This window comes from Cupriavidus sp. OV096 (assembly GCF_900115455.1).
Taxonomy (GTDB): Bacteria; Pseudomonadota; Gammaproteobacteria; order Burkholderiales; family Burkholderiaceae; genus Cupriavidus.
The window spans coordinates 153775-178522 of the sequence record NZ_FOWM01000003.1 but is presented as its reverse complement, the minus strand read 5'-3'; the positions used below and the strand labels follow the sequence as shown (position 1 = coordinate 178522).

The 24748-nt window shown below is 67.8% G+C and carries 25 protein-coding genes and 1 pseudogene; 8 read left to right on the top strand and 18 right to left on the bottom strand.

Annotated features, from left to right (window positions below):
- Window positions 1-5: 5 nt before the first annotated feature.
- Window positions 6-647: a glutathione S-transferase gene (locus BM115_RS08110; protein WP_092292481.1), complete on the bottom strand. Its 642-nt coding sequence runs from the start codon at window positions 645-647 to the stop codon at window positions 6-8.
- 177 nt (window positions 648-824) lie between these two features.
- On the opposite strand from BM115_RS08110, the gene BM115_RS08105 reads away from it, so the two are divergent.
- From BM115_RS08105 to BM115_RS08090, 4 genes are all read left to right on the top strand, one after another.
- Complete coding sequence (locus BM115_RS08105; protein WP_092292479.1) at window positions 825-2348, top strand: 3-hydroxyacyl-CoA dehydrogenase; 1524 nt, start codon at window positions 825-827, stop codon at window positions 2346-2348.
- Window positions 2349-2417: 69 nt separating this feature from the next.
- A complete protein-coding gene (locus tag BM115_RS08100) occupies window positions 2418-3197 on the top strand; it encodes an oxepin-CoA hydrolase, alternative type (protein ID WP_092292477.1) in 780 nt (259 codons plus the stop codon).
- 69 nt (window positions 3198-3266) lie between these two features.
- On the top strand, window positions 3267-4343 hold the full coding sequence (locus BM115_RS08095) for a phosphotransferase (RefSeq protein ID WP_092292475.1): 1077 nt from the start codon (window positions 3267-3269) through the stop codon (window positions 4341-4343).
- A gap of 198 nt (window positions 4344-4541) precedes the next feature.
- Window positions 4542-5543, top strand: a complete 1002-nt coding sequence (locus BM115_RS08090) for a Bug family tripartite tricarboxylate transporter substrate binding protein (RefSeq protein ID WP_092292473.1) — start codon at window positions 4542-4544, stop codon at window positions 5541-5543.
- A 94-nt stretch (window positions 5544-5637) separates the two neighbouring features.
- Here the strand turns inward: BM115_RS08090 and ggt are convergent, their stop codons facing one another.
- The 3 genes from ggt to BM115_RS08075 form a co-directional block, all read right to left on the bottom strand.
- Window positions 5638-7554 (bottom strand): gamma-glutamyltransferase, encoded by a 1917-nt coding sequence (gene ggt, locus BM115_RS08085; RefSeq protein ID WP_092292471.1) that lies wholly within the window; start codon window positions 7552-7554, stop codon window positions 5638-5640.
- A 154-nt stretch (window positions 7555-7708) separates the two neighbouring features.
- The gene (locus tag BM115_RS08080; protein ID WP_092292469.1) at window positions 7709-8875 is read right to left on the bottom strand and encodes a CAP domain-containing protein; all 1167 of its coding nucleotides are present in this window, start codon (window positions 8873-8875) and stop codon (window positions 7709-7711) included.
- Between the two features lie 237 nt (window positions 8876-9112).
- The gene (locus tag BM115_RS08075) at window positions 9113-10054 is read right to left on the bottom strand and encodes a LysR family transcriptional regulator (RefSeq protein ID WP_092292467.1); all 942 of its coding nucleotides are present in this window, start codon (window positions 10052-10054) and stop codon (window positions 9113-9115) included.
- A 156-nt stretch (window positions 10055-10210) separates the two neighbouring features.
- Between BM115_RS08075 and BM115_RS08070 the strand changes: the two genes are divergently transcribed.
- Window positions 10211-11473, top strand: a complete 1263-nt coding sequence (locus BM115_RS08070) for an acyl-CoA dehydrogenase family protein (protein ID WP_092292465.1) — start codon at window positions 10211-10213, stop codon at window positions 11471-11473.
- Between the two features lie 204 nt (window positions 11474-11677).
- Complete coding sequence (locus tag BM115_RS08065; RefSeq protein WP_092292463.1) at window positions 11678-12370, top strand: glutathione binding-like protein; 693 nt, start codon at window positions 11678-11680, stop codon at window positions 12368-12370.
- Between the two features lie 22 nt (window positions 12371-12392).
- Here the strand turns inward: BM115_RS08065 and BM115_RS08060 are convergent, their stop codons facing one another.
- Entirely contained in the window at window positions 12393-13046 is a 654-nt protein-coding gene (locus BM115_RS08060) for a hypothetical protein (RefSeq protein ID WP_092292461.1), read from the bottom strand.
- A gap of 288 nt (window positions 13047-13334) precedes the next feature.
- Between BM115_RS08060 and BM115_RS27590 the strand changes: the two are divergent.
- Both BM115_RS27590 and BM115_RS27585 read left to right on the top strand, forming a co-directional pair.
- Window positions 13335-13475 (top strand): annotated as a pseudogene (locus BM115_RS27590) (helix-turn-helix domain-containing protein); the annotation flags it as partial.
- A gap of 57 nt (window positions 13476-13532) precedes the next feature.
- Window positions 13533-13715 (top strand): hypothetical protein, encoded by a 183-nt coding sequence (locus tag BM115_RS27585; protein WP_369823399.1) that lies wholly within the window; start codon window positions 13533-13535, stop codon window positions 13713-13715.
- 3 nt (window positions 13716-13718) lie between these two features.
- On the opposite strand, the gene ureG is transcribed toward BM115_RS27585, so the two are convergent.
- From ureG to urtB, 13 genes are all read right to left on the bottom strand, one after another.
- Window positions 13719-14342 (bottom strand): urease accessory protein UreG, encoded by a 624-nt coding sequence (gene ureG / locus BM115_RS08050; RefSeq protein ID WP_092292457.1) that lies wholly within the window; start codon window positions 14340-14342, stop codon window positions 13719-13721.
- Window positions 14343-14355: 13 nt separating this feature from the next.
- Window positions 14356-15048 carry an urease accessory protein UreF gene (locus BM115_RS08045; protein ID WP_092292455.1) on the bottom strand — a complete coding sequence of 231 codons (693 nt, stop codon included), beginning with the start codon at window positions 15046-15048 and terminating at the stop codon, window positions 14356-14358.
- Entirely contained in the window at window positions 15045-15605 is a 561-nt protein-coding gene (locus tag BM115_RS08040) for an endonuclease domain-containing protein (protein WP_255370740.1), read from the bottom strand. Before BM115_RS08040 ends, BM115_RS08045 begins: the two co-directional genes overlap by 4 nt.
- Before the next feature lie 75 nt (window positions 15606-15680).
- The gene (gene ureE, locus BM115_RS08035; protein ID WP_092292451.1) at window positions 15681-16301 is read right to left on the bottom strand and encodes an urease accessory protein UreE; all 621 of its coding nucleotides are present in this window, start codon (window positions 16299-16301) and stop codon (window positions 15681-15683) included.
- 12 nt (window positions 16302-16313) lie between these two features.
- The gene (ureC, locus tag BM115_RS08030; RefSeq protein ID WP_092292449.1) at window positions 16314-18032 is read right to left on the bottom strand and encodes an urease subunit alpha; all 1719 of its coding nucleotides are present in this window, start codon (window positions 18030-18032) and stop codon (window positions 16314-16316) included.
- A complete protein-coding gene (locus BM115_RS08025; protein WP_092292447.1) occupies window positions 18032-18337 on the bottom strand; it encodes an urease subunit beta in 306 nt (101 codons plus the stop codon). Before BM115_RS08025 ends, ureC begins: the two co-directional genes overlap by 1 nt.
- Window positions 18338-18368: 31 nt before the next feature.
- The gene (locus tag BM115_RS08020) at window positions 18369-19007 is read right to left on the bottom strand and encodes a HupE/UreJ family protein (protein WP_092292445.1); all 639 of its coding nucleotides are present in this window, start codon (window positions 19005-19007) and stop codon (window positions 18369-18371) included.
- Between the two features lie 28 nt (window positions 19008-19035).
- A complete protein-coding gene (locus BM115_RS08015; protein ID WP_092292443.1) occupies window positions 19036-19338 on the bottom strand; it encodes an urease subunit gamma in 303 nt (100 codons plus the stop codon).
- Between the two features lie 33 nt (window positions 19339-19371).
- Window positions 19372-20241: an urease accessory protein UreD gene (locus tag BM115_RS08010; protein ID WP_092292441.1), complete on the bottom strand. Its 870-nt coding sequence runs from the start codon at window positions 20239-20241 to the stop codon at window positions 19372-19374.
- A gap of 9 nt (window positions 20242-20250) precedes the next feature.
- The gene (gene urtE / locus BM115_RS08005; RefSeq protein ID WP_092292439.1) at window positions 20251-20943 is read right to left on the bottom strand and encodes an urea ABC transporter ATP-binding subunit UrtE; all 693 of its coding nucleotides are present in this window, start codon (window positions 20941-20943) and stop codon (window positions 20251-20253) included.
- Window positions 20944-20945: 2 nt separating this feature from the next.
- Window positions 20946-21815, bottom strand: a complete 870-nt coding sequence (gene urtD / locus BM115_RS08000; protein ID WP_092292437.1) for an urea ABC transporter ATP-binding protein UrtD — start codon at window positions 21813-21815, stop codon at window positions 20946-20948.
- Complete coding sequence (urtC, locus tag BM115_RS07995; protein WP_092292435.1) at window positions 21812-23029, bottom strand: urea ABC transporter permease subunit UrtC; 1218 nt, start codon at window positions 23027-23029, stop codon at window positions 21812-21814. Before urtC ends, urtD begins: the two co-directional genes overlap by 4 nt.
- Window position 23030: 1 nt before the next feature.
- A complete protein-coding gene (gene urtB / locus BM115_RS07990; RefSeq protein WP_092292433.1) occupies window positions 23031-24674 on the bottom strand; it encodes an urea ABC transporter permease subunit UrtB in 1644 nt (547 codons plus the stop codon).
- Between the last annotated feature and the right edge of the window lie 74 nt (window positions 24675-24748).

The following is a 24748-nucleotide window of genomic DNA, read 5'->3' as shown; positions in this document are numbered from 1 at the left end:
GCGATTTACCGGTTGCGGCTCAGCATCAGCTCGGTATTGGCCTTGCGGTCCGCGTTGACCTTCTGCACGCTCGCCCGCTCGGACATGGCCTTGAGGTAGGCCTTGACCGGCAGGTCCGCCAGCAAATCTTCGCCGTAGATGATTTTCGTGCAGGACGACACCAGCGGCAGGTGGCAGATGGCGGCGCAGTCGGCCAGCGTGAAGGTATCGCCAGCCACGAAGGGCGAGAATTTCGCCAGCTTGGCGAAACCGGGGATATAACGGTCCAGCAGGCGGCGCTGGCGCTCCTTGAGGTTATCGCTGACCTTGCCGCCGAAAAACGCCTCCGGATACAGCTCGCGCACCGTCAGCTCCAGATATACCTCCATGAAGGTGACGAGTTCGCGCACCTTGCCCGCCTGGTAGGCGTCATGCGGCAGCAGCGGCGCCTGGAGATAAGTCGCCTCGATGTATTCCGCGATGGTTTCCGATTCGCACAGCGGCCCGGAATCGGTGATGATGTAGGGCACCTTGCCGAGGGGCGTCGCCGCGAGGTCGGTTTCGCCGATCCAGGCCAGCACTTCCTCGAATGGCAGGTTTTTTTCCAGCAGCGCCAGCTTGACCTTGTTGTAGTAATTGCTGGCGGCAAAGCCGCAGAGCTTCAGCATGTCGTCTCTCTCCGTTATTGAAATGGATCGTCCGGGTCGCGTCCATGTAGACCCGAGGACGCTTGAGGCGCCCCCGCCTGGCCGATCTTCGCACGCCACGTAAGCCTACCCGCTGTCGCGGAAGATGCAGAAATCGTACGATCGTGCTAATTTAACCACAACTTTTTTGGACGAACGATGAGCCAACCCTCTATTCAAACGCTCGGCATCGTCGGCACGGGCGCCATGGGCCGCGGTATTGCCCAGATTGCCGCACAGGCGGGCCTGACGGTCAACCTGTTCGACGTCAACGCCCAAGCCGTGGCCGCTGCGCGCCAGTACCTGCAGGACACGTTCGCCAAGCTGGCCGACAAGGGCAAGATCAGCGCCGCCGACAGCGAGGCCGCGCTGGCCCGCGTGAAGCCGTGCAACGCGCTGGAAGACCTGGCCGGCTGCGACATGGTGCTGGAAGCCATCGTGGAGAAGCTCGAGGTCAAGCGCGACCTGATCGCCAAGCTGGAAGCCATCGTCCGGGAAGACGCGGTGATCGCGTCGAACACCTCGTCGCTGTCGATCACGGCCATCGCCGTGGGCGCCAGGCACCCGGGCCGCGTGGTGGGCTACCACTTCTTCAACCCGGTGCCGCTGATGAAGGTGGTCGAGGTCATCGACGGCCTGTCGGGCAACCCCGCCATCGGTGACCAGCTGATGGAGCTGTCGCGCCGCATGGGTCACACGCCGGTGCGCTGCAAGGACATGCCGGGATTCATCGTCAACCACGCCGGCCGTGGCATGAACATCGAAGGGCTGAAGATCGCCCAGGAAGGCGTGGCCGAGTTCGTCGATATCGACAACATCATGCGCGAGCAGGCCGGTTTCCGCATGGGCCCGTTCGAGCTGATGGACCTGACCGGGCTGGACGTGTCGCACCCGGTGATGGAGTCGATCTACAACCAGTTCTACCAGGAAGCGCGCTATCGCCCGTCCCCGATCACGGCGCTGCGCTACGTGGGCGGGCTGCTGGGCCGCAAGACCGGCGCCGGCTTCTACGCCTACCCGGACGGCCAGAAGCAGGTGCCCGCCGCGAAGCCGGTGCCCGATGCGCGCCCGGCCAGCGTGTGGGTGAGCCGCGCCAATGAGCGTGGCCACGCCATGACCGTGAAGCTGCTGACCGCGCTGGGCGTGACGCCGGAAGGCGGCAACGCCCCGTCCGCCGACGCACTGATCGTGGTCACCCCGCTGGGCCTGGACGCCACCACGACCGCCCTGCAGGAAGGGCTCGATGCCAGCCGCGTGGTCGCCATCGACACCCTGCTGCCGTTCGAAGCCACCAAGCGCCGCACGCTGATGACCACGCCGGCCACCAGCGCCGCCGCCCGCGACGCCGCGCACGGCCTGTTCGCCAGCGATGGCGTGCCCGTCACCGTGATCCGCGACTCGGCCGGCTTCGTCGCCCAGCGCATCATCGGCTGCATCGTCAATATCGCCAGCGACATCGCGCAGCAACGGATCGCCACGCCGACCGACATCGACCTCGCCGTGAACCTCGGCCTGGGCTACCCCAAGGGCCCGCTGGCCCTGGGCGATGCGATTGGCGCCGCGCAGATCCTGGAAGTGCTGCACAACCTGGACCGCCTGACCGGCGACATGCGCTACCGCCCGAGCCCGTGGCTGTGGCGCCGGGCCAGCCTGGGCCTGTCGCTGCTGACCGAAGAAGCCTGATCCTCCCGGGCGCCCCGCCGAGACACGGGGCGCCTTTTTTCTTGCCGCATTGCCCACCAAGAGGCCGCCATGACCGCCCAGCTGCTTTCCCAACGCGTGGACGCCACGCTCGTCCTGACCATCTCGAACCCCGAGGCGCGCAACGCGCTGCATCCGGACATCTACGCGGCAAGCCAGGAAGCGCTGGAAGTGGCGGCGCGCGACAACACCATCCGCGCGGTGGTGCTGACCGGCGCCGACGGCGTGTTCTGCGCCGGTGGCAACCTGAACCGGCTGCTCGGCAACCGCTCCCAGCCGGCCGAGGTGCAGGCGAAAAGCATCGAAATCCTCAATCACTGGATCGAAACGCTGCACGCGTTCCCCAAGCCGATCATCGCCGCCGTGGAAGGCCCCGCCGCCGGCGCGGGCTTCTCGCTGGTGCTGGCGTGCGATTTCGTGGTGGCGGCCAGCGACGCCAAGTTCGTCATGGCCTATGTGAAGGTGGGCCTGACGCCGGACGGCGGCGGCTCGTACGAACTGGCCCGCATGCTGCCGCGCCAGCTCGCCAGTGAAATGATGATGGATGGCAAGCCGGTCGATCCGGCGCGGCTGGCGCATTTCGGCATCGTGAACCGCGTGGTGCCGCCGGGGCAGGCCGTGACCGAGGCACTGCGCCTTGCCGAGAACCTGGCCAAGGAATCGCCGAACGCGATCCAGGGCATCAAGGCGCTGATCAACCACGCCGGCAGCGCCTCGCTGACCGAGCACCTGGCTGCCGAGCGCGACAGCTTCGTGACCGCGCTGCACCACCCGGACGCAGGCGAAGGCATCAGCGCCTTCCTGGAGAAGCGCAAGCCGAACTACCGCTGAAGGGGCCGAGAGACCGCCCGCCGAAGCACCGACGCCATCGCCACATAAAAAAGACAGACCGGAGACAGCATGAGCAGCAACGTTTCGCATTTTGAAGGGACCCGCCCCGTGGCCGACCAGCAGCGCTTCGACGTGGGCGCGCTCGAGACCTGGATGCGCCAGCATGTGGAGGGCTTTGCCGGCCCGCTGACCATCGAGCAATTCAAGGGCGGCCAGTCGAACCCCACGTTCAAGCTGATCACGCCCGGCCAGACCTATGTGATGCGCGCCAAGCCGGGGCCGAAGGCGAAGCTGCTGCCGTCGGCGCATGCCATCGAGCGCGAATACCGCGTGATGGCCGCCCTCGCCCAGACCGACGTGCCCGTAGCCCGCATGTTCGCGCTCTGCGAGGACGAGTCGGTGATCGGCCGCGCGTTCTACATCATGGAGTTCGTCAGCGGCCGCGTGCTGTGGGACCAGGCGCTGCCGGACATGACCCCGGCCCAGCGCGGCGCGATCTACGACGAGATGAACCGCGTCATCGCTGCGCTGCATTCGGTGGACTACAAGGCGATCGGGCTGGCCGACTACGGCAAGCCGGGCAACTACTTCCAGCGCCAGATCGAGCGCTGGAGCAAGCAGTACAAGCTGTCCGAGACCGAATCGATCCCGGCGATGGACCAGCTCATCGCATGGCTCCCGAATCACATTCCGGCCGATGCCGACGAACTGACCACCATCGTCCATGGCGACTACCGGCTCGACAACCTGATGTTCCACCCCACCGAGCCGCGCGTGCTGGCCGTGCTCGACTGGGAGCTGTCCACGCTGGGCCATCCGATGGCTGACTTCGGCTATCACTGCATGAGCTGGCATATCCAGCCGGGCCAGTTCCGGGGCATCGCCGGGCTCGACCATCAGGCGCTGGGCATTCCCGATGAAGCCGCCTATCGTCGCCTGTACGAGCAGCGCACCGGCCGCCAGATCACGGGCGACTGGAATTTCTACCTCGCCTTCAGCATGTTCCGCATCGCGGGCATCCTGCAGGGGATCATGAAGCGCGTGGTCGATGGCACGGCGTCGTCGGCGCAGGCCACCGACGCCGGCAAGCGCGCCCGCCCGATGGCCGAAATGGGCTGGGCCTACGCGCAGAAATCAGGCGCCTGATCCTGCATCTTCCTGCCCGACATCGCCCCGCACCGCCGGGGCGATGTGCCTTCTGGGGGGGCAATTGTCTGCATGTCATCAGACAACTGAGTACTATCCCTAGCCATAACCCTGATGACCAAAGGCTAAATCGCGTCTACACTGCTGCCATGTTGTACGACAACAGACGATAAGCAGATAAGCATTAGGAGACACAGCATGAGCAATCGCCGCCAATTCCTTGGCCAGGCATCGGGCCTGGCCGCACTGGGCGCCTTCGGCACCTCTGGCATCCTCGCCCCGGCGTCGGCCTGGGCTGCCGACAAGTGGCCGACCAAGCCGATCCGGCTGGTGGTGCCCTACCCCGCCGGCGGTTCGTCGGACATCATCGCCCGCCTGATCAGCAAGCCGCTCGGCGAAGCGCTGGGCCAGGCCGTGGTGGTGGACAACCGTCCGGGCGCCAACGGCAACATCGGCGCCGCCATGGTGGCGCAGGCCGGCACGGACAACCACACGCTGCTGCTGTGCGATGTGGGCGCGCTGGCCATCAGCCCGTCCGTCTACACCAAGCTGAGCTTCAGCCCTGAGAAAGATCTCAAGGGCGTGTCGATGCTGGCCTACTCGCCCCACCTGCTGGTGGTGCATCCGTCGGTGCCCGCCAACAACCTCAAGGAACTGGTGGCGCTGTCGCACAAGCAGACGCTGAACTTCGCCGTGACGGCCATCGGCAGCGCGCCGCATCTGGCGGGCGTGGCGGTGCAGCAGGCCACCGGCGCGGCATGGCAGTACGTGCCGTACAAGGGCGGCGCGCAGGCGATTGCCGACACCGTGGGCGGTACCGCGCAGGTGCTGATGAACGGGATGCTGGCGACCTATCCGCAGGTGCAGGCCGGCAAGCTCAAGCTGCTGGCCGTGTCCAAGCGCACGCGCATGGCGCTGGTCGGACAGGTGCCGACGATTGCCGAGCAAGGCGTGGCGAACTTCGAATCGGGTACGTGGCAGGGCGTGATGGCGCCGTCCGGCATGCCGGATGCGCTCGTGGCCCGCCTCTCGAGCGAGCTGATCCGCATCATCCGCACCCCGGAAATCCGCGCGCAACTGGCCGGCCAGGGCGCCGAAGTGGTGACCATGACGCCGCCGGAAACCAGCAAGTTCTTCTCGACCGAGGAAAAGCGCTGGGCCCAGGTGGTGAAGGCCGCAGGCGTGAAGCTGGACGGCTGACGCCACCGGCATTCCCCGCTGCAACGCGGCAAGCAAAAAGGGCGCGATATCTTCGCGCCCTTTTTGTCTTTCCTGCAGCATCAATCCGGCTGAATCACTCCCCCAGCGCCACCCCTTCACGGCGCGGGTCCGCGCCGCCGGCCCAGCCCGGCTTGCCGTTCGGCAGGGTCTTGCGCACGATGGCCTGCGTGCCGCTCGTCATCTCGATCTCGGCCACCTGATGGCCCATGCCGCGCAGCGATTCCACCAGTTGCGGCGTCACCAGACCCTTCTCCACTTCGGTCGGGCCATTGCGGCTGCCGAAGTTGCCCATGCCCACGGCGGTCTGCACGTCCATGTCCCAGTCCAGCAGGCCGACCAACGTCTTCGACACGTACTCGATGATCTGCGAGCCACCCGGCGAGCCCAGCGCCGCCACCAGCTTGCCGCTCTGGCGGTCGAACACCAGCGTCGGCGCCATCGACGAGCGCGGGCGCTTGCCCGGCTGCACGCGGTTGGCCACCGGCTTGCCGTTCTCGCTCGGCGTGAACGAGAAATCGGTCATCTCGTTGTTCAGCATGAAGCCGCGCACCATGATGTGCGAGCCGAAGTACGACTCGATGGTCGTCGTCATCGACAACGCCCCGCCCCGGTTGTCCACGGCCACGATCTGCGACGTGGAGATGCGCGGCGGCGAACGATCCGGCGCGAACGCCACCTTCACTCCCGGCGGCGTGCCCGGCTGGGCGCGGCCCATGCTCTTGTCGCCGATCAGCGCGGCGCGCTCGGTCAGGTAGGCCGGGCTGACCATCGCGGCCACATCCACGGGCACGAAGTCGGCATCGGCCACGTAGAGGCCACGGTCGGCGTAGGCCAGGCGGTCGGCCTCGGAGATGGCGTGCACGGCCAGCGGCGCGGCTTCCACACGCGCCGGGGTGTTCACCGGCTGCGGCTTCAGGCTGGCCAGCGCGTAGCGTGGGTCGCGCTTCTCAAGGGCCTCCAGCGTGCCCAGGATCTGGGCGATGGCGATGCCGCCCGACGACGGCGGCGGCATGCCGCACACCTTCCAGCGCTTGTAGTCCGTGCAGACCGGCACGCGCTCCTTGGCGCGATAGCCCTTCAGGTCGGCCGTGCTCAGGCTGCCCGGATTGGCATGGCTGTTGACCTTGGCAGCGATGTCCTGCGCAATCGGCCCGTTATAGAACACGTTCGGGCCGCCCTTGGCGATCTCGCGCAGCGTCTTGGCCAGTTGCGGATTCTTGACGAGGGTGCCGACCGGCTTGGCCTTGCCCTGCGTATCGAGGAAGTAGCCGGCCATCTCCGACGAGCCCATCATGAACTTGTCGGCCGCCACCTGGGTGTAGAGCCGCTGGGACATCGGGAAACCGTTCTCGGCCAGCGTGATGGCGCGCTGGAACAGTCGCGCCCAGGGTAGCCGGCCATGCTGGCGGTGCGCCATCTCCAGCGCGCGCAGCACGCCGGGCACGCCCACCGAGCGGCCGCCGATCTGGCCTTCGGAGAATTCCATCGGCTTGCCGTCCGCGCGCATGAACAGGTTCTCGGTGGCGCCGGCCGGGGCCGTCTCGCGCCCATCGAAGGCCTGCACGCGTTTGCCGTCCCAGTACATGATGAAGGCGCCACCGCCGATGCCGGTGGCCTGCGGCTCCACCAGCGTCAGCACGGCCTGCATGGCGACGGCGGCGTCGATGGCCGAGCCGCCCGCGCGCAGGATCTCGCGCCCGGCCTCGGTGGCCAGCGGATTGGCCGCGGCGGCCATGTGCTTCTGCCCGTAGCTGGTGGTCATGTCGGGCCGGTAGCCCGACGAGACCTCCGGCGCGGGCGGCATGGCAGCCGCCGGCGCCTGGGCCGGCGCGGCCGTGGCCGTGCCCGATGCCGATGGCGTGCCCGCATCCTTGGCGGTGGTGCCGCAGCCAGCCAGCACGGCGGCCAGCGCCACGGCCAGCGTGCCGCGCCACAGCAAGGAGGGGGTTGACGGGGAAACTGCCGGTGTCTTCGTCACTGCGCGAGCCATGCCATCTCTCCTGGGGGGAAGCTGAGGCGATTGTAGACGCAGATGACCGGTAATGCGCTTGTAAACGGCTGATTGGCCGATCGGGGATGACCGGCGCGGAGGCACGGGAACGAGGCGGCGGGCGCCGCCCCGTATACATAGTGTCAGTTCGCCATCACAGCGTGGTGAACGACCAGTTCAGGTTCACGCCCTGCCCGTTCAGCGTGCCGCCGACGGTGACGTTGTAGCGCGTGTGGGCGGCCAGCGGCGCGCGCGGCGTGCAGATGGCCAGCCCGCGCGCGTAGCTCGACATGCCCGACGTGCGCGCATCCACCTTCTCGCAGGGCACGTTGGTGCCGGCGGCGTCGGTGATGGTGAACGTATCGGCATTGAACACCAGCGACGTGTTGATGGCCTGCACCGTCACCGGGTAGCCCATGGTCTGGCCCGTGTACGAAGGCGCCGGGTTGGGGCTCTCATTGTTGACCCAGCTCGCCGGCACATCGGCCTGGCCGCTGTACGGGTACGCCACCACCTGGTTATCCGCGCCGCCCTTGCTGGCATCGGCGAGGTCGATGGTCTGGTAGTAGCTGGCCGAGGTGCCGCCGCTGCTGCCGGCGCCCACGCTTTCCGCAAACCCGCTGCCGGCCGAGCCGTAGCTGCCCAGCAGCGCGGCGCGGTGGAACGGCGCGTTGACGAGGTCCGCCACGAGCGCGTCCTTCGGCGCCATCGACAGGTTGGCGCCCGCCGCGCTGGTCCACTTGTTGCCAGCCGCCACGACTTCGGCCGTGGCATTGGTCGGATAGGCGGCCTGGATGCGGTCGTTCGGCGCGGCGCCCGTGTAGCCGGACTTGCCCGACTGCTCGTCGTGCGTGAGCAGGTTGTTGGCCAGCATGTAGGCGGTGTGGTTCTGGGCGACGGTATTGAGCGCGTCGCGCGCGGTCAGCGGCGGCAGGCCCACCTGCTCGCGCCGATAGTTGGCGTAGCAGAGGCCGGCGCTGCGCGCGTCGTCCAGCACGCGATAGCCCGAGACGCCGGTGCCGCGCGCCGGCAGCAGGCTCACGCTGCTCGTGACCGGCGCCGGCGCGCTGCCGGTCACCGTGTAGCAGGCGCGGTCGGCGCCGGCCGGGAGCGTCGCCGTCTGGCTGCCGTTGGCGGGGGCCTGCCCGGACGCCGCCTGGCTCGCATTGGCGGCGCCGGCTGCCGGGGCGGCGCTGGTGCCCGCGCTGGGGGCGCTATCGCCGCCACCGCCACCGCCACAGGCGCTGAGCGCGAAGGCAGCGCAGGCTGCCAGGATCGTCATCGGGATCGGTCGCGCGAAGGCGTTCGCGCGGGAGGGCATGAAATCGTTAGACAAGTGTTTCCCTGGCATCGGAATGCGGCTCTGTCGTCGTGGATGGAGGGGGCTGCCTGGGTGTGGACGCGCGCGCGGCGGCGCGGTGTCATGCGTGGCATGAGGCGTCCGTGGCAGGTGGAACGGGACGATGTTAGGGAGCGCCTCCCGCATCGTCCAGCCTGCTAACAATGGCTTACGTTGTGACCCGCGCGCGCGGCACGCGGGGGAAATGCGCGTTACGCGTTACGCGTCGGCGGGGGGACCGTCGCCCATGCCATTGCCGAGCGACGTCATCACCGCCATCAGCTGCTCGCGCAGCCAGCGGTTGGCGCCGTCGTTCTCGCCGCCGGCATGCCAATAAAGATGCAGTTCGAGCGCCGGCACCTTGAACGGCAACGCCAGCAGCCGGTTGGCGTACGGTTCGTTGGCGATGCGGGCGTAGCGCATCGGCAAGGTGGCGAGCAGGTCCGTGCAACTGACCACGCGGCACGCCGCCGCATAGTGCTGGCAGCGCAGCCGCACGCGGCGGGTCAGGCCCATTCGGTGCAGCGCCTGGTCCTCCAGGCCCGCCCCGCGCCGGCGTGACGACACGTGCACATGTTCGGCCGCCAGATAGCGCTCCAGCGTCAGCTCCTTCTTCACCAGCGGATGGTCGCGCCGCGCCAGCACCACCATCGGATCGGACATGAACGCGGCATGGTGAATCGCCGGGGACACCGGCAGCAGGATGTCGATGGCCGCATCGAGCGTGCCGGCGAGCAGTTCGGACTCCATCTCGCGACGGTCGAAGCGGATCGCCGCGATCTCCACGTGCGGTGCCATGGCCGTCACACGCGCCATCAGCGGCGGCAGCAGCGTGGACTCCAGCGCATCACGCATGCCGATAGTGAAGCGGCGCGTGGTGGCGGTGGGATCGAAGTGCGGCGTATCCTGCAGCGTGCGCGCGAACGACTGCAGCGCGCCGCGCACCTCGCCCGCCAGCGAGCGCGCCAGCGGCGTGGGCGCCATGCCCTGCCCCCGCCGCTCGAACAGCGGATCGTCGAACAGCGTACGAAGCCGCCCCAGCGCGTGGCTGACGGCGGGCTGCGTCAGGTTGAGCTGACGCGCGGCTGCGGTGATGCTGCCTTCGCTGTAGATGGCATCGAACACCACGAAGAGGTTGAGGTCGATCCGGGATAGCTGCATGGCAGGCATTCTGGCATGAAAATGCAGGACATTGATACTGTCCAATCCAGAAAATTCATTTTTCTTATTACGCGCAGTCCGCTAGAGTAGGCCCCAGTCGGCATCCTTCCCAAGCGATGCCTGCCGTCACACCCCCGAATGTAGCGAGGAGACCCCATGCAATTCGAGTACACGCCCAAGGTCAAGGACATGCAGGCCCGGCTGCTGGCCTTTTTCGACAAGCATATCTATCCGAACGAAAAGCGCTTCTACGCCGAGATCCAGGCCAACCGCGAAGCCGGCAACGCCTGGATTCCCACCAAGGTGGTCGAGGAACTGAAGCCGCTGGCACGCGAAGCCGGGCTGTGGAACCTGTTCCTGCCGCGCTCGAAGCGGGCGCCGGAGGGGCTGTCGAACCTCGAATACGCACCGATGTGCGAGATCATGGGCCGCGCGCCCTGGTCGCCCGAGGTGTTCAACTGCGCTGCGCCGGACACCGGCAACATGGAAACGCTGGAGCGCTACGCCACCGAGGAACTCAAGGACCAGTGGCTGGAACCGCTGCTGCGCGGCGAGATCCGCTCGGCCTTCCTGATGACGGAGCCGGACGTGGCCTCCTCGGACGCCACCAATATCAGCTGCCGCATCGAGCGCGACGGCGACCATTACGTGATCAACGGCACCAAGTGGTGGTCGTCGGGCGCCGGCGACCCCCGCTGCAAGGTCTACATCGTGATGGGCAAGACCAATCCCGATGCCGGCCGCCACGAGCAGCAGTCGATGGTCGTCGTGCCGGCGGACACCCCGGGCATCACGATCAAGCGCTTCCTGCCCGTGTTCGGCTATGACGATGCGCCGCACGGCCATATGGAGATCGAACTCAAGAACGTGCGCGTGCCGGCCGCCAACATCCTGCTGGGTGAAGGGCGCGGCTTCGAGATCGCCCAGGGCCGCCTCGGCCCGGGCCGGATCCACCACTGCATGCGCAGCATCGGCGTGGCCGAGCGCGCGCTGGAACTGATGTGCAAGCGCAGCCTGGACCGCGTGGCCTTCGGCAAGCAGATCGCCCGCCAGGGTGTGACGCAGGAGCGCATCGCCGAAGCCCGTTGCGACATCGAGATGGCCCGCCTGCTGACGCTGAAGGCCGCCTACATGATGGATACCGTAGGCAACAAGGTAGCCAAGGCCGAGATCGCCATGATCAAGGTGGTGGCGCCGAATGTGGCGCTGCGCGTGATCGACTGGGCGATCCAGGTGCATGGCGCCGCGGGTGTCTCGGGCGACTTCCCGCTGGCCAACTGGTGGGCGCACCAGCGCACGCTGCGCCTGGCCGATGGTCCGGACGAGGTGCACCGCAACGCCATCGCCAAGCTGGAACTGGCCAAGCACATGAGCCTGAACCCGGACAGCATCCAGATGCCGGTGACGCGCGGCTCCTGAGCCTCGCTGGTAGTCGTAATTCCCCGAAACGCGCGGCCTGTCGGTCGCGCGTTTTTTCATGGGAGCCGCCGCGATGACCGCACCGCCAGCAGGCTTATTTCTTCTGTGCTCTAATCGCTCGGACCCTGGCGACGCTGGTCGCCGGGCCCCTTCCCCATCGGAATTTTCCGAAAGTTTCCGAAGCAGCCAGGAGAGCGCTCCCTCATGATCGACGTCTACACCTGGGCCACGCCCAACGGTCACAAGGTCCACATCATGCTCGAGGAATGCGGCCTCGAGTACAAGGTTCATCCGATCAACATCGGCGCCGGCGACCAGTTCGGCGAGGCCTTCCTCAAGATCAGCCCGAACAACAAGATCCCGGCCATCGTCGACAGTGACGGGCCGGACGGCCAGCCCATCTCGCTATTCGAATCGGGCGCCATCCTGCTGTACCTGGCCGGCAAGACCGGCAAGTTCCTGCCGGAGGACGTGCGCGGCAAGTACGAGGCCCTGCAGTGGCTGATGTTCCAGATGGGTGGCGTGGGGCCGATGCTGGGCCAGGCGCATCACTTCCGCATCTACGCGCCGGAGAAGATCGAGTACGCGGTGAACCGCTACACCAACGAGGCCAAGCGGCTCTACGGCGTGATCGACAAGCAGTTGTCGCAGCACGCCTGGCTGGCCGGCGACAGCTACAGCGTGGCGGACATCGCCACCTTCCCGTGGCTGCGCAGCTGGCAGAACCAGGGCGTGGAGCTGGACGACTACCCGCACCTGAAGCGCTGGTTCAACGAGATTGCCGAGCGCCCCGCCGTGAAGCGCGGCGTGGAAGTGCTCGCCAAGGAGCGCAAGCCTATGCGGACCGACGCGGAGCGCGAGATCCTGTTCGGCGCCACGCAGTACCAGCGCCGCTGATCGCCTGCATCCCGGTCAGCCTTCAGGCCGCCCGGGGCAGCGCGACCACGGGTTCGGCTTCCAAGATTGGCGAGCGCGCGCAGCACAGCAGACCCGCGCCGGGCACCATGGCGTCGATGCAGTAGTCGTCGTGACGGTCCGGCGCGAAAGCCATGCCCGGCTGCAGGTAGACGGTGCGCACACCGGCCGTGCCGCGCGTGGCGCGCCATTGCAGGCACAACGTGCCGCGATAGCAGGTGGCCCACATCGTGTCATGCGCGTGCAGCTGCTGGGCCCAGTCGGGCTCGCCGGGCTCGATCACGACAAAACTCGGCGTGCCGGGCCGGCTGCCGGCCTGCGGCACGGTGCGCACCAGCACGCTGTCCAGCACGGCCTGGAGCATGACCGGCTGCCCCGGCTGGGGCGTGAAGACATCGCCTCCGGCCAGCGCGGCCAGTTCCTGCCCGGAGGACAGCACGCGCAGGCCGCCGCGCAGGCAGGCCCACCATTCGGACGGGGCGGAAACAATGCCGGATTGCACGTCGCCGGCACGCAGGAACACGTGGTGGCAGGCGTGGCCGAGCCCGGCCGTTGCCGGAATGACACATAACTGTAAACCGACGCTCAGGTCCGGAGAGTCCGGCAGGGGCGGCGTTGCACCGCACAACCCGGCGTCGAAAAACGAAAAAATCTGCATGGCATTCCCCAAAACGGAGCCTGGGACGCAGGGGTCCCACGGAATGCGCAATGGCGGCAGGCCCGATGCGGCGCGGATCTCCCGCCCGACGACCTCCCCCCTCACTGCGCGACTGCCCCGTTTCGGTACGGCTTAGGTGCCGTCCGGTAATACCATCGCTCCGTACCCGTTTTGGGCACATCCCTTATGATGCGGATCTGGTACCGATAGAACGACGAACTATAGGTTGTCGTGACGCTTGGGTCAAACCCTTAGGCTCTGAGCGACTTAAAATCCACAAAGCAGCATATGACAGGCGACCCTCTCAAGCTGTTCGGGCGACATCTGACCTGGTTGCGCAAGCAGCGCGGCTGGTCACAAGAAGCCCTGTCGCTGGAAAGCGGTCTGGCAAGATCGTACCTCAGCGGCATCGAACGCGGCACACGTAATGTGGCTCTTTATAACATATGTACTCTAGCTGACACACTCGGCGTGGCTCCGCCCGAGATGTTGGACTTCTCGCGCCACGAAACCGCCGCCGCGCCCGTGGAGGCGCCGCGCTCGCCGTATCAGGCCGACACCTCGCCGGCCGTGCAGGCAACGATGCGCTACATGGCCGAACTGAGCGATTTCGAGCGCGACGTGGTGGCCGGCGTGGCCCGCGCGCTGGCCCGCAAGCAGCCGCGCTGAGCCTTATACCGTCAGCAGGCCCTGGCGTTCGATGAAGGCGATGATCTGATCGAGCCCCTGCCCGGCCTTGACACTCCCCATCACGAACGGCCGCTCCCCGCGCATCTTGCGGGCATCGGCTTCCATGATCTCGAGTGAGGCCCCCACGTACGGCGCGAGGTCAGTCTTGTTGATCACCAGCAGGTCAGACTTCGTGATCCCCGGCCCGCCCTTGCGCGGGATTTTCTCCCCGCCGGCCACGTCGATCACGTAGATCGTCAGGTCGGACAATTCCGGGCTGAAGGTGGCGGCCAGGTTGTCGCCGCCAGACTCGATGAAGACGATGTCGGCATCGGGAAACTTCGCCAGCATACGGTCCACGGCCTCGAGGTTGATCGAGGCGTCCTCGCGGATCGCCGTGTGCGGGCAGCCGCCCGTCTCCACCCCCATGATCCGCTCCGCCGGCAGCGCGCCGGAGATCGTCAGCAGGCGCTGGTCTTCCTTCGTATAGATGTCATTGGTAATAGCGACCAGGTCGTAGCGGTCGCGCATGGCCTTGCAGAGCATTTCCAGCAGCGTGGTCTTGCCGGAGCCCACGGGGCCGCCCACGCCAACGCGCAGGGGCGGATTTTTCTTGGTTCGGGTCATGTTTGTGGCTGGGTCAGGAACGGAACAGCCGGGAGTACTGCGTCTCGTGGCGTGCGGAGAGCAGGCCCAGCATCGGGGAAAAAGTGGACAGGCGGGGCGGATCGGCGTCGGCGCGCTGCGCCGCTTCGTCGACCACGGCCAGCACGGCCGGGTGCAGCCCGCGCAGGATGTGCTGGCCGGCCACCTGGCCGAGCGGCACCGCCTTGAGCGCGGCGGCGACCTGGTTTTCGGCCCAGTTGAAGGCATAGGCCGCGAGACCGTCGCGCGCATCCACGCCAAGCGCCACGCAGGCGGCCGTGAACGCGGTGGGCAGGCAGATCGGCGCCAGTTCGGACAAGTCCGATGCCATGGCGGCCTCGCCCCACCCCATCTGGCCGATCAGTTTCGACAGCGACCAGCCCATCTGCTCGGTTTCAAGCCGAAGCTCCGCCGTCTCGCGCGTGGCGTGAAACCAGTCGTTCCAACGCCGTACAGCAGCCAGGTCGTGCGCCTGCCAGGCACGATGAAGCAGCAGCCAGACCGGCGCCTCGCAGTGCGCCTGCACATGCGTGAGGTTGTCCCGGATCCACCGCTCGGCGCTGGCCGCATCGCTAACCAGCCCGCAGTCGATGGCCGCCTCAAGCCCCTGCGAATAGCTGAAACCGCCAATCGGCAACGCCGGCGACGCCAGATGCAGCAGCGAAATCAATTGGGGGAGCGCGGTCATGGGTGCGGATGCGGTTTGCGCGGAGTGGACTTCGGCACGCGCCGGCCCTCTCCCCCGGCCCGTCTCCCTGAGGGAGAGGGGAGACAACCCACAGCATTTGCCGTGCCGAGGGGCTGCTCCCCTCTCCCGCTTGCGGGAGAGGGGTTGGGGGCGAGGGCGGGCGCGTCTACAAATCCGCGGGCGATCAAAGCCTGATGAATGGCCACCAGCACGGATTCAGTCTGCTGAAGCACCTCATTGTTCCAATACCGCAGGACGACATAGCCCTCGCGGCGAAACCACGCGTCGCGCTTCCGATCCGATTGGCCTCCGTGCTGGCCGCCGTCGGCTTCGAGCACGAGCTTGTATTCCATGCAGACGAAATCGACGATGTACGGGCCAAGCGGCACCTGGCGTTTGAACTTCAAGCCCAGGAAACGGTGGGCACGGAGGTGGTACCACAGTCGTTGCTCTGCCTCGGTCATGCCGGCTCTTAGCGCACGGACGAACGTTGGCTTCGGCGCGCGCCGGCCCTCTCCCCCAACCCCTCTCCCTGAGGGAGAGGGGAGACCACCCACGGCTTGCTCCCCTCTCCCGCTTGCGGGAGAGGGGTCGGGGGAGAGGGAAGGCGCCTCAACCTGCGTCATCGCGATTCAGTGCTTGTGGCCGCAGTGCTCGTCATGGACGTGACCATGGTCGTGACTGTGGTCGTGCCCGTGGGCATGGCTGTGGCCGTGGTCATGCCCGTGCGAATGCCCATGGTGATCCTGGAACACCGCCTGCGCCGCTGCGTAGTCTTCGGCGAAGGTCGCGTCGTGGCCGTGTTTGTGGCCGCCGCCGTAGGCGCCGGCTTCGGGTTCGAAGGGCAGTTCGGCGCGGGTGGCCTGCACGCCGAGGCGGGCCAGCATGTCGGCCAGCACGGCATCGAATTCGAGGCGGAGGTAATCGCGGCCGACTTCCACCGGGGTGTGGCGGTTGCCCAGGTGGTAGGCGGCGCGCATCAGGGCCAGCGGGTCGGCCGCCGTCACTTGCAGCACGGACTCGGGGGCCGCCTGCACTTCGACGAAAGTACCGTCCTCGGCTACCAGCAGGTCGCCGCCGCGCAGCACGGTGCCGCGCGGCAGGAACAGCGCTGCTTCCGCCCCGTTGTCGAGCACGGCGCGCAGGCGGCTCTTGCTACGCTCGCCGAACGGCAGCACGAGCTTCGGGGCGCGGCGCACCAGCACCGGCGCGATGCCGTGCGGGGCGGGGAGGTGTTTGTCGATCTTGATCACAATCCGGGGCCGTCAGAACAGGAAATAGCGCTGCGCCATGGGCAGCACGGTGGCGGGTTCGCACATCAGCAGTTGGCCGTCGGCCACCACCTGGTAGGTTTCCGGGTCCACGGTGACGTTCGGTTGCCAGTCATTGTGGACCATATCGCGCTTGCTCACCGTGCGCGTGCCGCGCACCGCCGCCAGCGTCTTGGCCAGCCCGTAGCGCCCGCCCACGTCCGCCGCCAGCGCCACCTGCGACACGAAGGTCAGCGACGAGCGCGGCAGCGCCCCGCCCGCCGAGGCGAACATCGGCCGATAGTGCACCGGCTGGGGCGTGGGGATCGACGCGTTGGGGTCGCCCATCGCCGCCGCCGCGATCATCCCGCCCTTCAGGATCAGGCTCGGCTTCACGCCGAAGAAGGCCGGCTTCCACAGCACCAGGTCCGCCCATTTGCCGACCTCGATCGAGCCCACCTCGTGCGCGATGCCATGCGTCAGCGCCGGGTTGATCGTGTACTTGGCGATGTAGCGCTTCACGCGGAAGTTGTCGTGGCCGCCGCGCGCGTCGTGCGGATCGCCGGGCAGCTTGCCGCGCTGCGCCGCCATCTTGTGCGCGGTCTGCCAGGTGCGGATGATGACCTCGCCCACGCGCCCCATGGCCTGCGAATCGCTCGAAATCATCGAGAACGCGCCCAGGTCGTGCAGGATGTCCTCGGCCGCGATGGTCTCGCGGCGGATGCGCGACTCCGCGAAGGCGATATCCTCGGCAATCGCCGGATCCAGGTGATGGCAGACCATCAGCATGTCCAGGTGCTCGTCCAGCGTGTTGACGGTGTACGGGCGCGTGGGATTGGTCGACGACGGCAGCACGTTGGCCTCGCCGCAGACCTTGATGATGTCCGGCGCGTGGCCGCCGCCGGCGCCCTCGGTATGGTAGGTGTGGATCGTGCGGCCCTTGAAGGCGGCGATGGTGGCCTCGACGAAGCCGCCCTCGTTGAGCGTGTCCGTGTGGATGGCCACCTGGGTGTCGGTGGCGTCGGCCACGGTCAGGCAGGTGTCGATGGCCTGCGGCGTGGTGCCCCAGTCCTCGTGCAGCTTCAGGCCGATGGCGCCCGCCTCGACCTGCTCGGTCAGCGGGCCGGGCTGGCTGGCGTTGCCCTTGCCCAGGAAGCCGATATTCATCGGGTAGGCATCGGCCGCCTGGAGCATGCGCTCCATGTACCACGGCCCCGGCGTGACGGTGGTGGCGAAGGTGCCCGTGGCCGGGCCGGTGCCGCCGCCGATCATCGTCGTCACGCCGCTCATCAGCGCTTCCTCGATCTGCTGCGGGCAGATGAAGTGGATGTGGCTGTCGATGCCGCCGGCGGTGACGATCATGCCCTCGCCCGCGATGACCTCCGTCCCCGGTCCCACGACGATGGTCACGCCGGGCTGGATGTCCGGGTTGCCGGCCTTGCCGATCGACGCAATGCGGCCGTGCTTGAGGCCGATGTCGGCCTTGACGATGCCCCAGTGGTCCACGATCAGCGCATTGGTGATGACGGTGTCGACGCAGTCCTTGGCCATGCGCTGGCTCTGACCCATGCCGTCGCGGATCACCTTGCCGCCGCCGAACTTCACTTCCTCGCCGTAGATCGTGTAGTCACGTTCGACTTCGATCACCAGCCCGGTGTCGGCCAGCCGCAGGCGGTCGCCGGTGGTGGGGCCGAACATCTCGGCATAGGCCTGCCTGGAAATTTTCACGCTCATTACAGCGCTCCCATGATCTTGCCGTTGAAGCCGTAGACGATGCGGTCGCCGGCAAGCGCCACCAGTTGCACCGTGCGCGACTGGCCGGGCTCGAAGCGCACCGCCGTGCCTGCCGCGATGTCGAGCCGGAAGCCGCGCGCGGCCTCGCGGTCGAAGTCGAGCGCGGCGTTGGTTTCGTAGAAGTGGAAGTGCGAACCCACCTGCACGGGGCGGTCGCCGGTGTTGGCCACCGTGACGCTCACCGTGGCGCGGCCCGCGTTCAGTTCGATTTCGCCGTCGAGCGGCATCAGTTCACCGGGAATCATCGCAAGGCTCCTTGATCGTGACGTCCGCCGCTCAGGCGACCAGCAGGCCGGCGCCGTACAGCGCCACGCCAGCCCCGGCCACGCGGGCGAGCCAGCCCGCATGGCGGCGCAGGAACAGGCCCGCACCGATGCCCAGGCCGTGCAGCGCCATCGTCGCCACGGCGAAGCCGCCCACATAGGCCAGCACCGCCGGCATCGCCCCGGCCGTGGCCGGGAGCTCGGCGCCGTGCGCGTAGCCGTGGAACAGCGCGAAGCCGCCGACGATGGCCATCCCGGCCATGGCCGACAGCCGCGCCCGCACGGCCACCAGCAGGCCGATCACCAGCAGCGACACCGCGATCATCGGCTCCACGGCCGGCAGCGTCACGCCGGCAAGGCCCAGCGCCGCGCCCACCAGCATCATGGCGACGAAGGCCAGCGGCAGGCGCAGCAGGTCGGCCTTGGCCGGCGCGCCTTGCCCGAAGGCGCCGCGCGAATTCGTGGCGAGCGCGCTCCACACGCCCACGGCCGCCATCGCCAGCAGGTGGTCGGCGCCGGTGAACGGGTGCAGCACGCCGGCCCAGAGGCTGGCGCCCACGGTGCCGGCGTCATGACCGGGGTGGGCGAAGGCGGAGGCGGTGGCCAGGGTCAGCACGGCGCCGGTGGCGGCGCGATGGAGGAATCGGTGCATGGTTGCTCTCTTGTTGTGGAATTGGGTGTCAGACGATGGGATGGTGCACGGTGACGAGCTTGGTGCCGTCCGGGAAGGTGGCCTCGACCTGGATCTCGGGGATCAGTTCGGCCACGCCGTCCATGACGTCGTCGCGGGTCAGCACGGTGGTGCCCTCGTGCATCAGGTCGGCCACGGTGCGGCCGTCGCGCGCGCCTTCCATGATCGCGGCGGTGATCAGGGCCACCGCCTCGGGGTAGTTGAGCTTGAGCCCGCGTGCGCGGCGGCGCTCGGCCAGCAGGGCGGCGGTGAAGATCAGCAGCTTGTCCTTCTCGCGCGGCGTCAGTTCCATCGTTCTGTTCCTCGTTCTTTGCTTGTCTTGTTGTCAGGTGGCCCAGAGGCGCAGCGGCCGCGCCGCCACGCCATGGATCGGCGCGCGCAGCGTGGCCCAGGCGCCGGTCATCACGCGCCGCACGGCTTCCATGTCGCGCCCGAGCACGCGCAGCAGCAGCATGGACTGCCCTGCAGCCCCGGCGAGGCAGGTCACGCCGGCGCGCAGGTCCGGGGCATAGGGTAATTGTTCAGCCAGGGTTTCCGCCAGGGCCGGCGTGGCGCCCTGCCCCACCGCCCAGAGCGTGCCGAGGATGTGCAGGCCGTCCATGCCCGCCACGGCGGGGCGCAGCGGCGAGGTGGCATCGACCTGCGATTGCTCGATCCACAGCGCGCGGTCGGGGCCGGCCACGCGGGTGTCCAGCCACAGCGCGCCGCTCGACCAGCGTTCGCCCGAGGCCTGCCGGCCCAGCACCACGGCATCCCAGCCGATGGCGCTGCCGGTGGGCGCCACGACGACGTCCGTGGCGATGCGGGCGCGTGCATCGTCGAACACGATGTTCTCTTGCGGCAGCCAGTCCAGCCGGGCGCCGTCGGCCACCTCGATGCGCACCTGCTGGGCGGCCTCGCGGCCGAGCGACTTGTACCATTTGGTGGCGCCCGGCGTGGCCAGCACGGCATGGGCGCCGGCTTCCACGGCGATGTCGATGTCGAGCCGGTCGCCACCAGCCACACCGGCGGGCGGATGCAGCACCACCACGTGGCAGATGCCGCCCTCGGGATACAGCGGCTTCTGCACCAGCAGCGGCCCCTGATGGCGGCGTTCGACCAAGGCCGTGCGGCCCGCGCGCGCGGCAAAGCGCAGGCGCAGGCTGGCATGCCAGGCAGGCATGGCGAGTTGGGAGGGGAAATCGGGGTGACGCATGGGCGAAGATTACACCGCGATCAGCTCCCGCACACCATCCTGTTCCATCGTGGCGCCCTCGCCCCGGGCCACCACCTCGCCCCGGCTCATCACGACGTAGTGATCGGCCAGATGGCGGGCGAATTCGTAGTACTGCTCCACCAGCAGCACCGTCATGCCGAACTCGTCCACCAGCAGGCGCAGCGCGCGGCCGATGTCCTGGATGATGGACGGCTGGATGCCTTCGGTGGGCTCGTCAAGGATCAGCAGCTGCGGCTCGCTCATCAGCGCCCGGCCGATGGCCAGTTGCTGCTGCTGGCCGCCGGAGAGATCGCCGCCGCGGCGCGAACGCATGGTGCGCAGCACCGGGAAGAGCTGGTAGATCCGGTCCGGCACGCCGTTCGGGCGCGCGCGGCTGGCGGCGCCGATCAGCAGGTTTTCCTCGACGGTCAGGCGCGGGAAGATCTCGCGGCCCTGCGGCACGTAGGCGAGCCCGGCCGAGACGCGCTCGTACGGGGCCTTCTTCTCGAGGGCCTTGCCCTCCCAGCTGATGTGGCCGCTGCGCGTGGGCACCACGCCCATCAGGCATTTGAGCAGCGTGCTCTTGCCCACGCCGTTGCGGCCGAGCAGCGTGGTCAGCTTGCCCTGCGGCACCTCGAACGAGATGTCGCGCAGGATGTGGCTGCCGCCGTAGAACTGGTTCAGTGCATTGACCTGCAGCATGGTTACCTTCCCAGATAGGACTCGATCACGCGCTCGTCGCGCTTCACGGCGTCTAGCGTGCCTTCGGCCAGCAGGCTGCCTTCGGCCAGCACCGAAACCTTGCCGGACTCGCCGGCCAGCGCCGCCACGAATTCCATGTCGTGCTCCACGACCATCATCGAGCAACTGCCGCGCAGGCTGTTCAGCAGGCCGGCCAGTTGCATCGTCTCTTCGTCCGTCATGCCGGCCACGGGTTCATCGAGCAGCAGCAGTTGCGGTTGCTGCATCAGCAACATGCCGATTTCGAGCCGCTGCTTCTGGCCGTGGGACAGCAGGCCGGCCGGGCGATACGCCTCGTCTTCGAGCCCGGTCAGCGCCAGCGTTTCCTCGATGCGGCGATGGCCCTCGCCGGTCAGCCGCGCGCGCAGCGACGACCACCAGCGCTTGTCCGCCTTCATCGCCAGTTCCAGGTTCTCCCAGACCTCGTGCTGCTCGAAGACCGTGGGCTTCTGGAACTTGCGGCCGATGCCGACCTGCGCGATGCGCGGCTCGGTCATCCGCATCAGGTCGATGGACTGCCCGAGGAAGACGCGCCCGCTGACGTTGGCGTTGCGCGGGCCGGTCTTGCCCGTGATGACGTCCATCATCGTGGTCTTGCCGGCGCCGTTCGGGCCGATCACGCAGCGCAGCTCGCCGTGATCGATGGACAGCGATAGCTTGTTCAGCGCGCGGAAGCCGTCGAACTGTACGGTCAGGTCCTCCAGGTAGAGGATGGGACCGTGCGAGGTGTCGATGACGCCGGGCTCCAGCACGCGGCCCAGGCCGGTGGCGTCGCCGCTCTCCGCCTGATCCGCGCCGTGTTTTGCACCTTGTTGCGAAGTGGCCGCGTTCATGCCTCGCTCCCTTGTTGCGGTGTCACGGCGGCCGGGTTCACCGGCTCGCCCGTGGCCGCCTGGATCTTCTGGGCGGCCGTGCGCTTGCCACGCAGGCGGCGCCACAGGCCCACCACGCCATCGGGCAGATACAGCGTCACGAGCACGAACATCGCGCCGAGCAGGAACAACCAGTATTCGGCGAAGTAGGCCGTGAACATGGTCTTGGCGCCATTGACCAGGAAGGCGCCGACGATCGGCCCGATCAGCGTACCGCGGCCGCCCACGGCCACCCAGACCGCCATCTCGATGGAGTTGGCTGGCGACATCTCACCCGGGTTGATGATGCCCACCTGCGGCACGTAAAGCGCGCCGGCAATCCCGCACAGCACGGCCGAGAAGGTCCAGACGAACAGCTTGTAGCCGAGCGGGTTGTAGCCGGAGAACATCACGCGCATCTCGGCATCCCGCACGGCGGTGACCACCCGGCCCAGCTTGGACGTGACGATATAGCGGCACGCCACGAACCCGGCCAGCAGCGCCAGGAAGGTCAGCACGAACAGCGCGGCGCGGGTTTCCGGCGCGGCCACGGCGTAGCCGGCGATGCGCTTGAAGTCCGTGAAGCCGTTGTTGCCGCCGAAGCCGGTCTCGTTGCGGAAGAACAGCAGCATCGCCGCGTAGGTCATGGCCTGCGTGATGATCGACAGGTACACGCCCTTGATGCGCGAGCGGAAGGCGAAGAAGCCGAACAGCCACGCCAGCACGCCCGGCACCAGCACCACCAGCAGCAGCGCGTACGGCAGGTGCTCGGTGCCGTGCCAGAACCAGGGCAGCTCCTTCCAGTCGAGGAAGACCATGAAGTCGGGCAGGTCGCTCTTGTACACGCCTTCGCGGCCAATCGACCGCATCAGGTACATGCCCATCGCATAGCCGCCCAGCGCGAAGAACAGGCCGTGGCCGAGGCTCAGGATGCCGCAGTAGCCCCACACCAGGTCCAGCGCAATGGCCGCCAGCGCGAAGCACATGATCTTGCCGATCAGCGTCAGCGCGTAGGCCGACAGGTGAAGCGGGTGGCCCTCCGGAATCACCAGCGCGCAGATCGGCACGCCGACCGCGACCACCAGCGTGAGGATGACCAGCGCCAGCCACACCTTGCGCGAGAAGAGCGGCTGGCGCTCGGGAACCGAGAGGCGGAACGGCGCCCCGTTCGAGGATTTCGATTGAAAGCTACGCATGTCATGCCTCCGCGCTGCGCCCTTTGAGCGCGAACAGGCCCTGCGGGCGTTTCTGGATAAACAGCACGATCAGCACCAGGACGAAGATCTTGGCCAGCACCGCGCCGTAGAACGGCTCGATGAACTTGTTGATGAGGCCGAGCCCGAAGGCGCCGACGATGGTGCCGGCCAGCTGGCCCACGCCGCCGAGCACCACCACCATGAACGAATCGATGATGTAGGCCTGCCCGAGGTCCGGCCCTACGTTGCCGATCTGGGACAGCGCGCAGCCGCCCAGCCCGGCGATGCCGGCGCCGAAGGCGAAGGCGTAGCTATCCACCTTCCACGTGCGCACGCCCACACAGGCCGCCATGGTGCGGTTCTGCGTGGTGGCGCGCACGAACAGGCCGAGCCGCGTGCGATTCAGCACCGCCCACGCCACGGCCACCACGGCCAGCGCGAAGGCGATGATGACGATGCGGTTGTACGGAATCACGAGGCCGGCCATCGCCGTGACGCCGCCGCTCATCCAGTTGGGGTTGGCTACCTCCACGTTCTGGGCGCCGAAGATGGTGCGCACGGCCTGCATCAGCAGCAGGCTGATACCGAACGTGGCCAGCAGCGTCTCGAGCGGGCGGCCGTACAGGTGGCGCAGCACGATCCGCTCGATGGCGAAGCCGACGACACCCGCTGCCAGGAACGACGCCGGCAGCGCCGCCAGCAGGTACCAATCGAACGCATTCGGCGCATAGGCGCGGAACAGCGTCTGCACCACGTAGGTGGCGTAGGCGCCGATCATCAGGAACTCGCCGTGCGCCATGTTGATGACGCCGATCAGCCCGTAGGTGATGGCCAGGCCCAGCGCGGCCAGCAGCAGCACACTGCCGAGGCTCAGGCCGGCGAACAGGTTGCCGAGCAGCTCGGCGCGGCCTTGCTCGCCACGCATCTTGTCGATGGCCTGCTGGGCGGCGGCGCGCACGTCGGCGTCGGGCTCCTTGAACTTGCCGGCTTCATCGCGCTCCACCAGCGGCGTCAGCTTCTGGCGGATCTGCGGATTGCTGTCCTGGCCGAGGATGCGGATGGCTTCCAGCCGCGCGTCGCGCGTGGCGTCGGTGCCCTGCGCCAGTACGGTGTTGGCCCAGATCACGTCGAGCCGGGCGCGCAGGCCGGCATCGGCCTCGGCCTTGCGGGCCGCTTCCACGACTTCGCGCGAGGCGCTCTCGGGTTGATCGGACAAGGTGTTGATGGCCTGCGTACGCACCGCGATGTCCGGCGACTGCAGCAGGAGGCTGCTCGCGGCGCTATCGACGATGGCCCGCAGGCTGTTGTTCAGCGTGAGGGACTCGAGTTCATCGGCCTTCACGGTCACCGGCTTGCCAGTGATGGCATCGACGGTCTTGTCGCCATCCTGGCGCACCATGCCCACCGATGGCGCAAATTGGAGTGCATCGTCCTGGAGCGCGCGCAGGATCGGGCCGGCCTGCTCGGGCGGCGCCTGGGTCAGCGCGGCGAGCGCGGCGGTCTTCGCGTCGAAGTCGTCTTCGACCAGCGGCTTGAGGTCAGCCTGCGTGAGCGGTGCCGCCCACAGCGGCGCGGCGGCCAGCAACAGCGCAGCCAGCATGGCGCGCAGCCACGGCAAGGCGGACGGGAATGGAGATCGGTGCATAGGGCTGGCTGGCGTCTGATATGGCGCGATGGTTCGCGTCTTTTATGCGTGGAACGACCGAGGGAGGGCTCCCC

Excerpts from the sequence above, each read along its gene's own strand:
- BM115_RS08070 (WP_092292465.1), top strand. The coding sequence starts at position 10,211 with ATGCAATTCGAGTACACGCCCAAGGTCAAGGACATGCAGGCCCGGCTG.
- BM115_RS08015 (WP_092292443.1), bottom strand. The coding sequence starts at position 19,338 with ATGGAACTGACGCCGCGCGAGAAGGACAAGCTGCTGATCTTCACCGCC.
- BM115_RS08100 (WP_092292477.1), top strand. The coding sequence starts at position 2,418 with ATGACCGCCCAGCTGCTTTCCCAACGCGTGGACGCCACGCTCGTCCTG.
- ggt (WP_092292471.1), bottom strand. The coding sequence starts at position 7,554 with ATGGCTCGCGCAGTGACGAAGACACCGGCAGTTTCCCCGTCAACCCCC.
- BM115_RS08045 (WP_092292455.1), bottom strand. The coding sequence starts at position 15,048 with ATGACCGCGCTCCCCCAATTGATTTCGCTGCTGCATCTGGCGTCGCCG.
- BM115_RS08025 (WP_092292447.1), bottom strand. The coding sequence starts at position 18,337 with ATGATTCCCGGTGAACTGATGCCGCTCGACGGCGAAATCGAACTGAAC.
- BM115_RS08080 (WP_092292469.1), bottom strand. The coding sequence starts at position 8,875 with ATGCCCTCCCGCGCGAACGCCTTCGCGCGACCGATCCCGATGACGATC.
- BM115_RS08105 (WP_092292479.1), top strand. The coding sequence starts at position 825 with ATGAGCCAACCCTCTATTCAAACGCTCGGCATCGTCGGCACGGGCGCC.
- BM115_RS08075 (WP_092292467.1), bottom strand. The coding sequence starts at position 10,054 with ATGCAGCTATCCCGGATCGACCTCAACCTCTTCGTGGTGTTCGATGCC.
- BM115_RS08095 (WP_092292475.1), top strand. The coding sequence starts at position 3,267 with ATGAGCAGCAACGTTTCGCATTTTGAAGGGACCCGCCCCGTGGCCGAC.
- BM115_RS08060 (WP_092292461.1), bottom strand. The coding sequence starts at position 13,046 with ATGCAGATTTTTTCGTTTTTCGACGCCGGGTTGTGCGGTGCAACGCCG.
- BM115_RS08090 (WP_092292473.1), top strand. The coding sequence starts at position 4,542 with ATGAGCAATCGCCGCCAATTCCTTGGCCAGGCATCGGGCCTGGCCGCA.
- urtC (WP_092292435.1), bottom strand. The coding sequence starts at position 23,029 with ATGCGTAGCTTTCAATCGAAATCCTCGAACGGGGCGCCGTTCCGCCTC.
- urtD (WP_092292437.1), bottom strand. The coding sequence starts at position 21,815 with ATGAACGCGGCCACTTCGCAACAAGGTGCAAAACACGGCGCGGATCAG.
- BM115_RS08020 (WP_092292445.1), bottom strand. The coding sequence starts at position 19,007 with ATGCACCGATTCCTCCATCGCGCCGCCACCGGCGCCGTGCTGACCCTG.
- ureC (WP_092292449.1), bottom strand. The coding sequence starts at position 18,032 with ATGAGCGTGAAAATTTCCAGGCAGGCCTATGCCGAGATGTTCGGCCCC.
- BM115_RS08110 (WP_092292481.1), bottom strand. The coding sequence starts at position 647 with ATGCTGAAGCTCTGCGGCTTTGCCGCCAGCAATTACTACAACAAGGTC.
- urtB (WP_092292433.1), bottom strand. The coding sequence starts at position 24,674 with ATGCACCGATCTCCATTCCCGTCCGCCTTGCCGTGGCTGCGCGCCATG.
- BM115_RS08065 (WP_092292463.1), top strand. The coding sequence starts at position 11,678 with ATGATCGACGTCTACACCTGGGCCACGCCCAACGGTCACAAGGTCCAC.
- BM115_RS27585 (WP_369823399.1), top strand. The coding sequence starts at position 13,533 with ATGTTGGACTTCTCGCGCCACGAAACCGCCGCCGCGCCCGTGGAGGCG.
- BM115_RS08010 (WP_092292441.1), bottom strand. The coding sequence starts at position 20,241 with ATGCGTCACCCCGATTTCCCCTCCCAACTCGCCATGCCTGCCTGGCAT.
- ureG (WP_092292457.1), bottom strand. The coding sequence starts at position 14,342 with ATGACCCGAACCAAGAAAAATCCGCCCCTGCGCGTTGGCGTGGGCGGC.
- urtE (WP_092292439.1), bottom strand. The coding sequence starts at position 20,943 with ATGCTGCAGGTCAATGCACTGAACCAGTTCTACGGCGGCAGCCACATC.